Source organism: Cryobacterium sp. TMT2-4 (genome assembly GCF_004402575.1).
Taxonomy (GTDB): domain Bacteria; phylum Actinomycetota; class Actinomycetes; order Actinomycetales; family Microbacteriaceae; genus Cryobacterium; species Cryobacterium sandaracinum.
Genome location: NZ_SOGE01000034.1, coordinates 128,240 through 143,624 on the forward strand (window position 1 = coordinate 128,240; position 15,385 = coordinate 143,624).

At 66.6% G+C, this 15,385-nt stretch carries 14 protein-coding genes; 7 read left to right on the forward strand and 7 right to left on the reverse strand.

Annotation, left to right across the window (positions count from 1 at the left end; translation table 11 throughout):
- The first annotated feature begins 4 nt into the window (after positions 1-4).
- Positions 5-241 carry a hypothetical protein gene (locus E3O54_RS11935; RefSeq protein WP_104101999.1) on the forward strand — a complete coding sequence of 79 codons (237 nt, stop codon included), beginning with the start codon at positions 5-7 and terminating at the stop codon, positions 239-241.
- A gap of 55 nt (positions 242-296) precedes the next feature.
- Here the strand turns inward: E3O54_RS11935 and E3O54_RS11940 are convergent, their stop codons facing one another.
- The 5 genes from E3O54_RS11940 to E3O54_RS11960 all read right to left on the reverse strand — a co-directional run bounded on the left by E3O54_RS11940 (position 297) and on the right by E3O54_RS11960 (position 6,150).
- Positions 297-1,025, reverse strand: coding sequence for a type 1 glutamine amidotransferase (locus E3O54_RS11940; RefSeq protein WP_134401665.1), 729 nt, complete (start codon positions 1,023-1,025; stop codon positions 297-299).
- Positions 1,022-2,245, reverse strand: a complete 1,224-nt coding sequence (locus tag E3O54_RS11945; RefSeq protein WP_104101993.1) for a MurT ligase domain-containing protein — start codon at positions 2,243-2,245, stop codon at positions 1,022-1,024. The genes E3O54_RS11940 and E3O54_RS11945 overlap by 4 nt, the downstream gene beginning before the upstream one ends.
- Before the next feature lie 53 nt (positions 2,246-2,298).
- Entirely contained in the window at positions 2,299-3,606 is a 1,308-nt protein-coding gene (locus E3O54_RS11950; RefSeq protein WP_134570218.1) for an RNA polymerase sigma factor, read from the reverse strand.
- A gap of 231 nt (positions 3,607-3,837) precedes the next feature.
- Positions 3,838-5,172 carry a nitrate/nitrite transporter gene (locus E3O54_RS11955; RefSeq protein WP_104101987.1) on the reverse strand — a complete coding sequence of 445 codons (1,335 nt, stop codon included), beginning with the start codon at positions 5,170-5,172 and terminating at the stop codon, positions 3,838-3,840.
- Positions 5,173-5,226: 54 nt separating this feature from the next.
- On the reverse strand, positions 5,227-6,150 hold the full coding sequence (locus tag E3O54_RS11960; RefSeq protein WP_104101984.1) for a proteasome assembly chaperone family protein: 924 nt from the start codon (positions 6,148-6,150) through the stop codon (positions 5,227-5,229).
- A gap of 96 nt (positions 6,151-6,246) precedes the next feature.
- Between E3O54_RS11960 and E3O54_RS11965 the strand changes: the two genes are divergently transcribed.
- The 3 genes from E3O54_RS11965 to E3O54_RS11975 all read left to right on the forward strand — a co-directional run bounded on the left by E3O54_RS11965 (position 6,247) and on the right by E3O54_RS11975 (position 10,798).
- The gene (locus E3O54_RS11965; protein ID WP_134401666.1) at positions 6,247-7,734 is read left to right on the forward strand and encodes a leucyl aminopeptidase; all 1,488 of its coding nucleotides are present in this window, start codon (positions 6,247-6,249) and stop codon (positions 7,732-7,734) included.
- 99 nt (positions 7,735-7,833) lie between these two features.
- Positions 7,834-9,204 carry a dihydrolipoyl dehydrogenase gene (lpdA, locus tag E3O54_RS11970; RefSeq protein WP_104101978.1) on the forward strand — a complete coding sequence of 457 codons (1,371 nt, stop codon included), beginning with the start codon at positions 7,834-7,836 and terminating at the stop codon, positions 9,202-9,204.
- A 70-nt stretch (positions 9,205-9,274) separates the two neighbouring features.
- Complete coding sequence (locus E3O54_RS11975) at positions 9,275-10,798, forward strand: 2-oxo acid dehydrogenase subunit E2 (RefSeq protein ID WP_134401667.1); 1,524 nt, start codon at positions 9,275-9,277, stop codon at positions 10,796-10,798.
- A 29-nt stretch (positions 10,799-10,827) separates the two neighbouring features.
- On the opposite strand, the gene E3O54_RS11980 is transcribed toward E3O54_RS11975, so the two are convergent.
- Complete coding sequence (locus E3O54_RS11980) at positions 10,828-12,402, reverse strand: protein kinase (protein ID WP_166805250.1); 1,575 nt, start codon at positions 12,400-12,402, stop codon at positions 10,828-10,830.
- A gap of 109 nt (positions 12,403-12,511) precedes the next feature.
- Here E3O54_RS11980 and lipB point away from each other — a divergent pair, with 109 nt between their 5' ends.
- Genes lipB through E3O54_RS11995 form a run of 3 tightly spaced genes read left to right on the forward strand, consistent with a single transcriptional unit; the run spans position 12,512 to position 14,892 of the window.
- Positions 12,512-13,147: a lipoyl(octanoyl) transferase LipB gene (gene lipB / locus E3O54_RS11985; RefSeq protein WP_104101969.1), complete on the forward strand. Its 636-nt coding sequence runs from the start codon at positions 12,512-12,514 to the stop codon at positions 13,145-13,147.
- Positions 13,144-14,133 carry a lipoyl synthase gene (lipA, locus tag E3O54_RS11990; protein WP_104101966.1) on the forward strand — a complete coding sequence of 330 codons (990 nt, stop codon included), beginning with the start codon at positions 13,144-13,146 and terminating at the stop codon, positions 14,131-14,133. The genes lipB and lipA overlap by 4 nt, the downstream gene beginning before the upstream one ends.
- 48 nt (positions 14,134-14,181) lie before the next feature.
- Positions 14,182-14,892 (forward strand): DUF4191 domain-containing protein, encoded by a 711-nt coding sequence (locus E3O54_RS11995; protein WP_104101963.1) that lies wholly within the window; start codon positions 14,182-14,184, stop codon positions 14,890-14,892.
- Positions 14,893-14,914: 22 nt separating this feature from the next.
- Here E3O54_RS11995 and E3O54_RS12000 read toward each other — a convergent pair whose 3' ends face one another.
- Positions 14,915-15,355, reverse strand: coding sequence for an RDD family protein (locus E3O54_RS12000; RefSeq protein WP_134401669.1), 441 nt, complete (start codon positions 15,353-15,355; stop codon positions 14,915-14,917).
- Between the last annotated feature and the right edge of the window lie 30 nt (positions 15,356-15,385).

Consider the following 15,385-nt stretch of genomic DNA (forward strand, 5'->3'; position numbering starts at 1 on the left):
AACCATGTCCCAGATCGCAGCCGCAAATGGTGCCGTCAACAACGAGAAGGCTCCCCACCAGCTCACCGCGGCAGACCGCTGTGATGCATGTGGAGCCCAGGCCTACATTCGTGTGGTGGTGAACAACAGCGAACTGCTGTTCTGCGCGCACCACGGCCGTAAGCACCAGGAGAAGCTCGCCGCCATCGCGGAGAGCTGGCACGACGAGTCGAGCCGCCTCCTCGAGGACCAGCGCTCCTAGCGGTATCGGTCGGCCTCAGGCAGCTCTAGCTGTCCTGCGACCGGCCGATGGGCCTCTATTCCATGGGGAGTCCGAGCCGCACCGCAATCTGATTGCGTGCGGCTCGTGCCATGTCGTCGGCAGCCAGTGAATCGTCACCGGGCAAATACTCGTGACCGATACGAGCGAGGGCCGCACGCAGCAGGTGGTCGGCCAGTCCGGGGTTTTTGGCGAGAACGGGACCGTGAAGATGGGTCCCGACGACGCTACCCATGACCAGTCCCTCCGCACCCGCGCCATTGCCCGATCCGGAGAGCACCTGGCCGAGCGGCGCCGCCTCGCCACCGACATAGCTGCGCCGATGATTTTCGAAACCGATCAGACGTCCGAACCGGGAGGCGACCACGATGTCATCCGTGGCCCGTGCCGGCATCGGGACGGCGCGACCGGCCACGATGCCCAGCCCCTCGACAACGGATCCGTCGGCGAGTTCGATTCCCCAGCTCAGAAGTTCCCAGCCGGTTCCGACCAGGAGGATGGGGACACCCGCGGTGGCCCAGGTGCGCAGCTCCGTGGTCATCGTCGCGAGGATGTCCCTGGCGCGCACCATGTCGAAGTCGGAGCCCGATCCGACGACGACGGCATCGACTTGGTCCGGCAGATCGGCCGCGGAGCGCACCTCCACGACCGTGGCGTCGGCACCGGCCCATCGGGCCCGCTGGGCGAGAACGCGGGCGTTGGCGGCATCGCCGTTGGTGCCCAGGAGTTCGGGAAGCAGCGACACGATCGAGAGCGGACGGGTCATTCCTGCTCCTCCTTGTTAGTGACGAGCCCCAGATGCGTCCTGGTGCGTCGCATGGAGTCTGCGGAGAAGATGATCGTCTTCAAACCCGCCAGCGGTTCGGGCAGGGCCAGGAAATCGTCCAGGGCCAGGCCCAGGTTCGGCTCGATGCGGTCGACGACGACGTCGTCGTATACCAGCTGAAGGGCAATATCGTGCGCCTTCGAACCGGATGCAATACGGACCCGGCCCAGACCCGAGGTGTTGACGGGCCAAAAGTAGGACGGGTCGCGCACGTCTGACCCGATTGCGATGAGGATCTGCTCGGTCTTCGGCTCGAGGCTGTCGACGTTCAGCTGAAAACTGGCCGGGTTCTGCACCAGTACGAATTCCACCTGCTGGCCTCGAACCGTGACGATCTCACCACGGCCGAAGACCGGTGGGATGGCCGAGATGGCGTTGATGGCCAGCACCGGATCGAAGCGGTCGCCGAGCGCGGCCTGCGCCGTGCACAGCGCGGTCAGGGCGTCGACGGCATAGTGCGTTCCGCGGGCGGGCAACCCGAGCGGGTAATCCACACCCGCAATGCTCACGGTGGCGCGGCGGCCCTGCACCGAGGTGAGGAGCATCCCCTCCCCCGCGTCCAGCCTGGTGGCGGTGGTCGCACTGTAGCCTAAGCCCCGCGGATTGTCGGCGAGAACGTCGGCGGACACGCCGTAGCGCGCGACTGCCGAGGAAACGGGCAGGCGTGCGGCGAGGTCGGTCAAATACTGGTCGTCCGCGTTGACCACGACGGTTCCGGTGGCTCTGGCGGCGATCTTGGCGAGCATGGCCGCGACCATGTTCGAGTCATGAAATCGGTCGATCTGGTCGACCATGACGTTCGTCAGCGCAACGACGCGCGGCGTCAACGTACCAGAGATCAGGGCTCCGTGGCCCTCATCCATCTCCAACACGGCGATGTCGCCCGCGATATGACCGCTCAGGCTGGCCTGCTCGAGCAGCGCGGAGGTAAGACCCTGGCTGATGTTGGCCGTGGACTGGTTGGTGAAGACAACGGTACCGTGAGCGCGGAGCGCTGCGACCAGCATCTTGGTCGTCGTTGATTTGCCGCTCGACCCGGTGACGATGACCAGGCCGCCCGGAAAGCTGTTCAGGCTGCGCGGAAGGAATCCGGGTGCGATCCTGTTGACCACGAGACCCGGGATCGCGGATCCGCCGCCCGGCTTCCGCCACCGGGCCAATTTCCGTACGATGCGTCCCAGAAGAATCGCCGGTGCATAGCGCAAAACGAGCTCTACTCGAGGTAGTCGCGTAGGGACTGCGACCGTGAGGGGTGACGCAGTTTGGCCATGGTCTTCGACTCGATCTGACGGATGCGCTCACGCGTCACGCCGAACGTGTCGCCGATCTGGTCGAGGGTCTTCGGCATGCCGTCCCCGAGGCCGAAGCGCATGCGGATGACGCCGGCTTCTCGTTCGGAGAGCGAGTCGAGCAGGCTTTCCAGCTGCTTCTGCAACATCGTGAACCCGACGGCGTCCGCAGGCACAACGGCTTCCGTGTCCTCGATCAGGTCGCCGAACTCGCTGTCGCCGTCCTCACCGAGCGGAGTGTGCAGGGAGATGGGTTCGCGGCCGTACTTCTGGACTTCGACGACCTTCTCCGGGGTCATATCCAGTTCGCGGCTCAGCTCTTCCGGGGTGGGCTCCCGGCCGAGGTCCTGAAGCATCTGGCGCTGGACGCGGGCGAGTTTGTTGATGACCTCGACCATGTGCACTGGAATACGGATCGTGCGGGCCTGGTCGGCCATCGCACGCGTGATCGCCTGACGGATCCACCAGGTCGCGTAGGTGGAGAACTTGAAGCCCTTGGTGTAGTCGAATTTTTCGACGGCACGGATGAGGCCCAGGTTGCCCTCCTGGATCAGGTCGAGGAATTGCATGCCGCGGCCCGTGTAGCGCTTGGCGAGCGAGACGACCAGGCGAAGGTTTGCCCCCAGGAGGTGGCTCTTGGCGCGGGCGCCGTCTTTGGCGACCCACATGAGCTCGCGTCCGAGGGCGCTCTTCTTCTCGGCGTCGCTCATCTGGGACATCTTGTCTTCGGCGAAGAGCCCGGCTTCGATTCGCATCGCGAGCTCGACCTCTTCGGCGGCGTTCAGCAGGGCGACCTTGCCGATCTGCTTCAGGTAGTCCTTGACAGGGTCGGCCGTCGCGCCCGTGATTGCACTGGAGTAAACCGGCACCTCGTCGTCGTCGTCGACCAGTGACAGTACCAGGGCGCCGCTCGGGAGCGCCTCGGTGGATGCTGCGCGCTTCTTTTTGGCCTCGTCGGAGTCGTCGTCGGCATCCGCGTCATCTCCGCGGGCGGCCTCATCGTGTTCGTCAGATGCCGGCTTGGCCTTCGCCTTCGTGCTGGCGGCGCGCTTGCGCGGCGCGGGCTTCTCTTCACCGCTTACTGCGGCCGCTGCCGCAGTAGCGGCCTTGGCCAGAGCGGCCTTGGTCGGCTTCTTCGCGGCGGCCTTGGCTGCCGGCGCAACTGCGTCTGAAACCTCAGTGGTGCTCACGGTGAGTTCTTCGGTCTGCTCGATTTTTTTGCGGGTTGCCATTCGAACACCTCTCATGCCGTGGCGCGGGAGCCTGCGGCGCTGCCAAGCGGGTCCCGACCGGGTGGGTCTAGCGGGAGAGGAGCCTGGGCAGTTTGGATTTTGGGCAGTACTAGGACCCATGTCAAGTCCCGGGCTATTCACACCGACACTGCTGTCGTTGCTCCCAGGACCAGAACGGGCCCTATTGACAATTATTGCATGCTTTGTGTAGGAGACAAGCCAGGCGCGCAGCTATTCAGGCTGCTGCCTCCGGCGCCATGCCCGCGCCACGGCGACCCAGAGCGGCGCGACTTCCACTCCCTCGTCGCGGGACAGCTGGCTGCGGGTGCGGGCCCGGGCGTGCAGCAGGAAAATCACGCCGAGTCCCACAACCAGGAACTGCACAGAAAACGCAACCCGAAAGGAGTCGAGCGAATACAGATCGCTCACCTCCCCCCTGGCGGTGCGCCAGCCGTCCTGCAGGTCAAGCAGTAGCCCGATGAGGTAGACCATCACGAAACTGGCGGTGAAGCCGCCCACGTTCACGACGCCGTTCGCCGAGCCGTGGCTGCGCTGGGGGTTGAAGGTGCGCGCGAAATCGAAGCCGATCAGTGAGCCGGGTCCCCCGATGCCAAGTGCGACGAGCAGCACCAGCATCAACCAGAACGGCGGCTGCTCCGGCCACAGCAGCACCGCGGCCCAGGCCGCGCCCATCAGCGCGACGACGCCGAGCACGATGGTGCTGCGGCGCAGCGGAAAGCGCGCCGTCAGGATCCCCAGGATCGGCCCGCACACCATGCCGGCACCCACCAGGACCATCAGCATCGCCGCGGCGAGGGACGGGTCGTAGCCAAGTCCGTACACCATGAAAGGGAATCCCCAGAGCAGGGTGAAGACGGTTCCGGAGGACTGTGTGACGTAGTGCGACCAGAAGCCGAGCTGGGTTCCAGGCCGCTTGAAACTGTGTGTGAGCTGCAGTAGCGCGCCACGCCAGCTGGTGGTCCGGTTCTGCATGGATGCGCGCTCCGGCTGGTCCGTCACCACGACGATGACCACGATCAGGGCCAACACGGCAACCGAGGCGGCGGAGAGGAACGTCGGCGTCCACCCCCAGGTGTGCAGCACCCACGCCAGCGGTAGGGCGGACAGCACCTGGCCGAGCTGACCGATGTTGCCCAGCCACTGCGAGAGCTGAGGAACGATGCGTCCGGAGAACCACGAGGCGATGAGACGAATCATCGAGATGAAGATGGCGGCGTCGCCGGCACCGACGAGGATGCGCCCGAGCACGGCAATCGGGATGTCGGGGGCGAAGGCGAGCGTGGTCTGGCCGACCACCATCAGCCCTGTCCCGGAGGCCACCAGCACGCGAGGCCCGTACCGATCGATCAGGACGCCCACCGGAATCTGTGCCGCCGCATAGACGGCGAGTTGCACGACGGCGAGGCTCGACAGCAGCGCGGCAGACCCGCCGAACCGTTCGGTGGCGGCGACACCGGCGATCCCGAGGGAAGAGCGCTGCAGGACGGCGGAGAGGTACGCGAACGATCCGACGTAAAAGATCAACCAGGACCGGCGCGAGTTCATTGCCCCAAACTTACCCGCGCCGAAGCATCCGGATTCACGGCGACGCGCGGCGGATCAGGCCGGCGAACCGTCGTCTCTGCTGCGCCGGGTGGCGAGGAAGTTCTCCAGTTCGGCGGCGATCTCATCGGCGCTGGGCAATTCGCCGGCCTCGTCGGTCAGTGGGGAGCGCAGCGTGCTGCCCTCCATATAGGCGTCGTAGCGCTCTTCGAGCGTGCCGACGAGCTTGCCCAGCTCGGGGTTGTCCCGCACTTGCTCGTCGATGCGGGCGACGAACTCGCGGTTCTTCTCTCGCACCCGATCGGTGGGGAAGATCAGCCCGGTGGAGGCACTCGTGCTGTCCAGGGCTGCGAGGGCGGCGAGGGGGAATTCCGTGTCGGCCAGATAGTGCGGGATGAGCAGCACGAACCCGACGACGGAGACGCCAGCCTCCTGCAGCCGGTATTCCACCAGGTGCAGCACGTTCGCCGGAACCTGGGTGTTCGGACGCCAGACCGACATGCTCTCGACCAGATCGGACCGGTTTCCGCTGACGGTCACGCCGATCGGACGGGTGTGCGGGACCGGCATCGGAATCGCGTGCACCCAGGTTGTGGAGGCCACCTTGAAGCGGCGCTCAAGCTGCAGCACCGCGGCGGTGAACTGTTCCCAGCGGAAATCCGGCTCGAAGCCGGTCAGAAGCAGGAACGGCTGGCCGATCTCGTCCCGGGCCTGGTACACCCTCAGGGCGGGAGGCTGATAGTCGGTGAGGTGGTCCTGGTCGAACTGGATGATCGGCCGCCGCGCCCGGTAGTCGAGCAGCACGTCGGCGTCGAAGGTCGCGACGACGGTGTGGTCAAGGGTTTCCAGAAGGTATTCCGTGAATTGCGAGACGGCGCCACCGGCATCCGCGAAGCCCGTCAGACCCGCCACAAGGTGGAGCCCCTCCGGGACGTTTTGCGCGTCCGCAGTCAGCTCGTAAATGTCACCAGGATCCCGCATGACATTAACTGTAAGCGCCAAATTCCGGGCGGTGCGGGAATCGACGACCCCGCCGTGATGCCGAGAGCGAACACACCCGGAGCGTACGATCGGGGGATGAACGCACCCCGTCTGACCATATCCGCAGCACCCGCCCTCGAATCGGAGGTGGACGTTCTCATTGTCGGGGCGCTCCAGTCCGGCGACACCGCCGCCCTGTTCGCTGACGCCGCCTTCGCCGGCCTCGCGGACCAACTCGCCCCCCTGGGTATCACGGGTGGTCGCGATCAGGTGGTGCGACTGCCTGCGTCGATCGGCAACGCCCGCAGCATCGCCGTTGTCGGAATCGGCAAGGAGGTCACGGTCGATGCGCTGCGCCATGCTGCCGGGTCGGCCGTTCGCCAGCTGACCGGCGTGACCTCGGTTGCCTTCGCCTTCCCCATGACCACGGATGCCCAAGCGGAGGCCGTCCTTGAGGGTGCCGCGCTCGGTGCGTACTATTACACCGCGTACCGGCAGAACTCGCTCGCCGCGACCAAGATCCCGGCGCAGGAGATCACGGTGCACACCGCCGCGGAGGCGGCCGGAGCCTCCACCCGCGTCGGAGTCATAGCCGAGGCCGTCAACCTGGTCAAGGACCTGGTCAACATGCCGCCCTCCGACCTCTACCCGGAGGCACTCGCGCGCCTGTCCATGGACGCCGCCGCGGGCCTTCCCGTCGCCGTGCGCGTCTGGGACGAGGCGGAGCTGGCCGCGGATGGTTTCGGCGGCATCGCGGGCGTCGGCCAGGGTTCCAGCCGGCCGCCGCGCCTGGTCAAGGTCAGCTACACGCCGGAGGGCGCGACGCAGCACATTGCCCTGGTCGGCAAGGGCATCACCTTCGACACCGGCGGACTCTCACTGAAGCCGCCGGCATCCATGGTCGGCATGAAATACGACATGACCGGCGCGGCGACCGTGCTGGCCGTGACCCTGGCGGCCGCCCGCCTGGGGCTCAACGTGCGCATCACCGCCTGGCTCTGCATCGCGGAGAACATGCCGTCCGGCTCGGCCATCCGACCCAACGACGTGTTGCGGATCCGCGGAGGCCGCACGGTCGAGGTGCTGAACACGGATGCGGAGGGTCGCCTGGTTCTTGCGGACGGTCTCGTCGCGGCCGGCGAGGAGTGCCCGGATGCGATCGTGGACGTGGCGACGCTGACCGGCGCCGCCCTCGTCGCACTCGGCACCCGCTACTACGCCGCCATGGGTGAGGATGCCCTGGTCGCCCGGGTGCTCACCGCCGGCAAATCGGTGGGTGAGCTGGTGTGGCCGATGCCGCTTCCCGAGGAACTGCGCCCTCTACTCAACTCGGATGTCGCCGACATCGCCAACGCGAAGATCGGCAGCACCCACGGCGGCATGCTGCTCGCCGGAGTATTCCTGCAGGAGTTCATCGGAACCCGCGGCAACGGGGACGGCACCGAGACGATCCCGTGGGCCCACCTGGACATCGCCGGGCCGGCCCACAACACCGGCAGCGGGTGGGGATTCACGAATGCCGGGCCGACCGGAATCTCGGTTCGGACTCTGCTCCGACTGGCCGAGGACTTTTCGCGCCCGTAGTACAGTCGAGTGGGCGAGAAATCTCGCCCACTCTCGCCTGCCCGGATGCGTATCCTCGCTGCGGGCAGACCGGGTTGTGATGTATGAGGGAGTATCTGGGTGTCGGAACAGAATTTTGACCTTGTCGTTCTCGGCGGCGGAAGCGGTGGCTACGCGGCCGCATTGCGTGCCGTTCAGCTGGGGCTCACCGTTGGCCTGATCGAAAAAGGCAAACTCGGCGGAACCTGTCTGCACCTCGGTTGCATCCCGACCAAGGCACTTCTGCACTCGGCCGAGGTGGCCGATTTCAGCCGCGACGCCGCGAAGTATGGTGTCAAAACGCAGTTCGAGGGCATCGACATGCCCGCCGTGAACGCGTTCCGCAAAAGTATTGTGGCGTCGAAGTTCAAGGGGCTGCAGGGTCTGATCAAGTCGCGCGGCATCACAGTGATCGAAGGTGAAGGTCGACTGATTTCGCCGAACACCGTGCAGGTCGGTGCCGACACCATCGTGGGTAAGAACATCGTCCTCGCGACAGGCTCCTACTCCCGCTCCCTGCCGGGGCTCGCCATCGGCGGTCGAGTCATGACCAGCGAGCACGCCCTCGAGCTCGAGTTCGTCCCGAAGAAGGTCGCCGTGCTCGGCGGCGGCGTCATCGGCGCCGAATTCGCGAGCGTCTGGAAGTCCTTCGGTGCCGACGTCACCATCATCGAGGCACTTCCCCACCTGGTTCCCAACGAGGAAGAGTCCATCTCCAAGCAGCTGGAGCGCGCCTTCCGAAAGCGTGGCATCGAATACTCGCTCGGCATCCGGTTCCAGAGCGTCACTCAGCACGAGAACGGCGTCGTCATCACCCTGGAGGACGGCACCGTCATCGAGGCTGAGATTCTGCTCGTCGCCGTCGGGCGTGGCCCGTCGACCGCCGGACTCGGCTTCGAGGAGGTCGGCGTCACCATGGACCGCGGCTTCGTCCTGACCGACGAGCGCCTCGCGACCAACATCCCCGGCGTCTTCGCCGTGGGCGACATCGTCCCCGGCCTGCAGCTCGCGCACCGCGGATTCCAGCAAGGCATCTTCGTCGCCGAGGAGATCGCCGGTCTCAACCCGATCGTCGTCGACGACCTCAACATCCCCAAGGTCACCTATAGCGACCCGGAGATCGCCTCCGTTGGCTACTCGGAGGCCAAGGCTGCCGAAAAGTTCGGCGCCGACCAGATCTCCACCGTCGAGTACAACCTGGGTGGAAACGGCAAGAGCTCCATCCTCGGCACGAGTGGCTCCATCAAGCTCGTCCGGGTTAAAGACGGCCCCATCCTCGGTGTCCACATGATCGGCGCCCGCGTCGGCGAGCTGATCGGTGAGGGACAGTTGGTGGTGAACTGGGAGGCCTACCCGGAAGACATCGCCCCGTTCCTGCACGCGCACCCCACCCAGAACGAGGCACTCGGCGAGGCCTTCCTGGCGCTGGCCGGCAAGCCGCTTCACGCGTAGCCGTCGAACCTCTGCATTCAGACACTCAGTACTCTAATTACAGACAATTCGTTTTGAAGGAGACAATCGCATGAGCGAATCCGTTAACCTCCCGGCACTCGGTGAGAGTGTCACAGAGGGTACGGTCACCCGCTGGCTGAAGAACGTGGGAGACCGCGTCGAAGTCGACGAGCCGCTGCTGGAAGTATCGACCGACAAGGTGGACACGGAAATCCCGTCCCCCATTGCCGGCGTGATCGAGGCCATCCTGGTTCAGGAAGATGAGACCGTCGAGGTCGGAACTCCGCTGGTCACGATCGGTGACGGTTCCGGTGCCTCCGCTCCCGTCGCGGAAGCGCCTGCGCCGGTGGACGCTCCCGAGCCCGTCGCGGAAGCGCCGGCACCGGTGGCCGCCCCCGCACCCGTGGCGGCACCCGCACCCGTTGCAGCACCCGCACCGGTCGCGGCACCCGCACCGGTCGCGGCACCCGCACCCGTTGCAGCACCCGCACCGGTCGCGGCACCCGCACCGGTCGCGGCACCCGCACCGGTCGCCGCTCCCGAACCCGTCGCTGCACCCGCACCGGTGTTCGCGCCCACACCGGTCGCGGCACCCGTTGCTGCTGCGGCTCCTGTCGCTGCCCCCGTCGCCGCCCCAGCACCTGCCGCTGCCCCCGTGGTCGCGCCGGAGCCGGCCGTCTCCCGCGGATCGCACGCGGGAACATCCGGCTACGTCACCCCCATCGTCCGCAAACTCGCGAACGAGGCCGGCGTCGATCTGTCTCGCGTGGTCGGAACCGGTGTCGGTGGACGCATCCGCAAGGAGGACATCGCGCTCGCCCAGGCCAGCGCTCCCGTCGGGACGGCTGCAGCAACAGCTCCGGCCGTGGAGGTTTCCGCCCTGCGCGGGACCACCCAGCCCATGTCGCGTCTGCGCAAGGTCGTCGCCGAACGCGCCGTCATCTCGATGCAGTCATCGGCTCAGCTGACCACGGTGGTCGAGGTCGACGTGACCCGGGTCGCGATTCTTCGCGACCAGGTCAAGGCCGATTTTCACGCCAAGACGGGTAACAAGCTGTCCTTTCTGCCGTTCTTCGCTCTCGCTGCAGCCGAGGCACTTCAGGCCAACCCAATCATCAACGCCACCATTAACGGCGACACGATCGTGTACCCGAGCCAGGAGAACATCAGCATTGCGGTCGATACCGAACGCGGCCTGCTGACCCCGGTCGTGCGCAACGCGGGCGAACTCGATCTGGCCGGATTCGCCGCTCAGATCGCCGATCTCGCTCAGCGCACCCGCGACAACAAGCTCAAGCCCGACGAACTGTCTGGTGGAACGTTCACGCTGACCAACACCGGTTCGCGCGGTGCGCTCTTCGACACCCCGGTCGTCTTCCTGCCGCAGAGCGCCATCCTCGGCACCGGGGTTGTCTACAAGAAGCCCATCGTCGTCAGCCAGGGTGGCCTCGACGCGATCGCGATCCGCTCGACCGTGTTCCTGGCTCTGTCCTATGATCACCGCATCATTGACGGCGCGGATGCTTCACGCTTCCTCGTCACCATGAAGCAGCGTCTCGAGGCAGGTGCCTTCGAAGCAAACCTCGGCATCTAGTCGATGTCGTCCGTGAGACCGGACCTTGACTAGTAGTCGAAAATATCCCTGATTCGCCAGCCGGCCTCGCCCTTGACCACAAGGACCGAGGCCGGCTGTCGTTCTGCATCCGGGGCCTGAAGCGACACGAGCGCGACATCCCCCATTCGCTCCACCAGAACCGCCGCCCACGACGACCAATCCTCGAATTCGGCGACCTCGCCGCCCTGTTGCATCATGCGCAGGGTGTAGCTGTCGGCCGCCAGAGCCGCCGATTGCGCCTGGTGCACGGCATCGAGGCAGACCACCGAAACCTCCGCAAGGCACCGGCTGCGGACCCGCAGCAGGGCCGGAAGCGCGACCACCGGGTCGTCACCGGTCACCACGGCTTCCTCTCGGGGAGACCCGTCGCCGCCTACTTCGTCGCCGTCAGCGGCGGTCGACTCGGCCGGCTTTGAGGAGCCCTCCGGCCGCGCTCCGTCGGTGTGTGCGGATCCACCCGCGGCCAGCGCCATCACCGCCAGTCCCGCACTCAACAGGGCCACGAGGGCCACGAGGAGCAGCGGCCCACGGCGGAGGCGGAACCGCCGGCCCAGCAGCGACTTCAGCCCACCGGCCGGGTGACCTTCCCACAGCCGGCCAACCGCCGTGCGAGCACGCGAGACCCGGCTGCCGAGCATCCGTTTGGCCCGGGGATCCTCTGCGGCAAAGCGGACCTTCTCCGTGGGAGCACATCCGACGAAATCGTCACTCAGAGGTCTCCGGAGCCAGTCGACGGCCGGTTGCGGCCCGCTGACGGCCTCGGGGCTCCGACCCAGCCTCACCGGCCTGGCCTCGGCCCAGGCGAACAGGAGATGCTCGACCTCCCCCCAGGTGCGGGCCGCCGAGCCAGCGGCCGGCACCGCACACCACCGTTCCAGGTCGCGGAGGACCGTCGGGACCGGCACGACGGGATCGACGTGGTCGAGCACCGTCCGGATGACCTGCGCGAGCCGGCCGTGCACCAGGGCGAGCGCCTCGGACCGCCCGCGACCGGCCTCGGGCAGCGCCCGGAGCTCTCCCAGCCCGGTCAGGACCGGGCGCCCGCTGGAGTCGAAGAGAATGCTCGCGAGGCTGACGGCCGGATGGATCAGGCCGATGGCCTGCAGCTCCGCCAATGCGGCCGCGATCGGCGCCAGGATCGTGACCGCCTCCCCGGGAAGCAAGTGGCTGCGGCCCTCCAGAAAGCCGCTCAGCGACCCGCCCGTGAGCTGTTCCAGTACGAGGCAGGTGCGGCCATCGGCCAGGGTGCCGACATCGACGAGCGTGGTCAGCCGTCCGACCGTCAGGGTGGTCAGGGCTTGGACCTCCCGTTCGATCGAGAGGTCATCCGTTCCCGGATGGAAGACCTTGAGCACGACGGACGTCGTGGAGCCACCCTGCTTCCACCCCCGCGCCTCGTCCCCGGTCGAGGTCGACGGGGACGGCGCCACGCCCACATACAGGTCGGCCCGGTCGGTTGACGCCAAGCGCCGCAGAGCGCGGTAGCCTGCGACCAATGTGGGGCCGCCGCCGGGTACCGAGCCGGTCGAGTGCGGCGGGGACGCGGTCCCCGGATTGCGGACGCGTGGACCGCGAGTTCTCATACCGGACATGCTGGCCTCGCCGCTCCCCTCCCGGCCGACCCGGACTCGGTTCGGGGACAACCGGGCCGCCAACCCCGTGGGGAGGAGCGCCGGGGTTTAGGATGAGGGCATGCTCGACTTTGTCGTCGCGGGGCTAAGCGCCAACTCCGTGCCGTATGTTGAGGGCCTTGAGCTCCAACGCGCAGTCCACCGTTCCGTCGTCTCCGGGGAGAGGTCGGACACCGTCATCTTTCTCGAACATCCGAGTGTGTATACCGCCGGGAAGCGCACAGCTCCTGAGGAGCGTCCCCGAAACGGAACCCCCGTCATCGACGCGGACCGCGGTGGGAAGATCACCTGGCACGGCCCCGGGCAGCTGGTCGGGTATCCGGTTATTCGCCTCCGGGAGCCCGTCGACGTCGTCGGCTACGTGCGCCTCCTCGAGGGGATCCTCATCGACGCCCTCCTGGGCTTCGACATCGTCGGCTGCCGAATCTCGGGCCGCTCAGGAGTCTGGGTCGGCCCGGAGGGCCGGGAAGACAAAATCGCCGCCATCGGAATCCGCGTCGCGGAAGGAGTGACCATGCACGGCTTCGCCCTCAACTGCAACAACTCGCTCGAACCCTACGACCACATCATCGCCTGCGGGATCAAGGACGCCGGCGTCACCACCATCTCGAGAATGGTCGGCCACGACGTGAAACCGGCCGACCTCATCGCCCCCATCACGGCCCAGTTCGAGACCGTCTGGGCGGTGTCCGCATGAGCGCGGCGCCCGAGGGACGCAAGATGCTCCGCCTTGAGATCCGCAATATGGAAACGCCGATCGAACGTAAGCCCGCCTGGATCAAGACGGTGGCGAAGATGGGACCGGAGTACCGCAAGCTCCAAAACCTGGTGAAGGGCGAAAACCTGCACACCGTGTGCCAGGAGGCCGGCTGCCCTAACATCTTCGAATGCTGGGAAGACCGCGAGGCGACCTTCCTGATCGGCGGGTCACAGTGCACGAGGCGGTGCGACTTCTGCCAGATCGATACCGGCAAACCTGCCGAGTACGACACGGATGAGCCGCGCCGTGTCGCGGAATCCGTCGTCAAGATGAATCTGCGCTACGCCACGGTGACGGGCGTCGCCCGCGACGACCTGCCAGACGAGGGCTCCTGGCTCTACGCGGAGACCATCCGGCAGATCCATCAGCAGAGTCCCGGAACCGGCGTCGAGATTCTGGTCCCGGACTTCTCCGGTAACCCGGACCACCTCGGCGAGGTTTTCTCCGCCCAGCCCGAGGTCTTCGGCCACAATGTGGAGACCGTCCCGAGAATCTTCAAGCGAATCCGGCCGGCATTCCGCTACGAACGGTCCCTGGACGTCCTCACCCAGGGCCGCGATGCGGGACTTATCACGAAATCGAATCTGATCCTGGGCATGGGCGAGGAGCGCGCGGAGGTCAGCCAGGCCCTCCAGGACCTGCACGACGCCGGGACCGACATCATCACGATCACCCAGTATCTGCGGCCGAGCGCGCGTCATCTGCCCGTGGCCCGCTGGGTGAAGCCGGAGGAGTTCGTCGAACTCAAGGAGGAAGCCGAGGCCATCGGTTTCCTTGGTGTGCTCTCCGGCCCGCTTGTGCGCTCGTCCTATCGGGCCGGCCGGCTCTGGGCCCAGTCCATGCTGGCGACCGGTCGCGAAGTTCCGCCGCAACTGCGCCACCTGGCGGACGCATCCCTCGGGTTCGCGCAGGCGGTCTCCTGATCAAAAATCGGTCACGAGACATTCGGGTGACTGGGTAGTCTTGGAACCATGGCACGCAGCAAGGACAAGACTCCCCGCCCCCCCAAGAAGCCCGGCCGCATGAAGCAAATGTGGCAGGTGTTCCAGATGACACGCCGCTACGACAAGAAGATCGTGTTGTTCATGGTTCTCGGCTTCGTGGTGCCCGTCGCGGTCGCGCTGGGACTTGCCCTTATTCTGTCCCCCGGAAGCATCCTCAACATCGTCTTGTGGACGATTTCGGGTGTGCTCACCGGAATCCTCGCCATGCTCATCATCCTGGGCCAGCGGGCCGAGAAAGCCGCATACACGCAGATCGAGGGCCAGCCCGGCGCCGTCGGCGCGGTGCTGCGCGGTTCGCTGAAGCGCGGTTGGGTGGGAAGTGAGATGCCCGTCGCCGTCAACGGCAAGACTCAGGATGCCGTGTACCGGGCTGTCGGCCGCGGCGGCGTGGTGCTGATCAGTGAAGGGCCGCGCACCCGAACGGCCCGCATGCTCGAGGAAGAGCGCCGGATGGTGACCAGGCTCGGCGGCAGCATCGCCGTCACCATCATCAGCGTCGGCCCCGACGCCGATGCCGTGCCGCTGCACAAACTGGCCCGGCGCCTCACCCGGATCAAGCCCACCCTGACCAAGGCCGAGGTGCTCGCCGTGAACAACCGGTTGAATTCCATGACCAAGAAACTGCCGATCCCCAAGGGCGTCGACCCGATGAAGGCGCGTCCGCAGCGCGGAAACTAGGCTCTTCCCCTCGCGGCTCAGGCTAGGAGCGGATGAGCACCGTTCCCGCGACCTTGTCGTGGAAACCGCGCTGGTCCGAGTCCCAGACCAGAGCGGGGACCGCCACCCCGAGCAGCAGGGACCGCACGACGGGGCGCCACAACCCGACCCAACCCGGCTGGAGCGGAACGACCCGGAGCCCGACCAGACGGTGGCCGATGCTGCCGCCAATGGTCGGGATGAACACGATCTGGAGCCCCACGAAAATGGCGGTCACAGCGAAGCCGTTGACCACGCCGCTCGTGCTGAAGAACAGTGCCGCCGCCCCGTAGGCCAGGGCCCAGTCCAACGCGAGGGCGCCGATCCTGCGGCCGACGCGCCCCACGGAACGGGTTCCCTCGTTCGGCAGGCCGAGGCGCTCCCCCGGCCAACGGCTCGGTGGAAGTTGTCCAAAAGTGGTCGAATTCGAGGCTGCGGCAGACACGGGCTGAGTCTACCGATCGGGCCCCGCTGT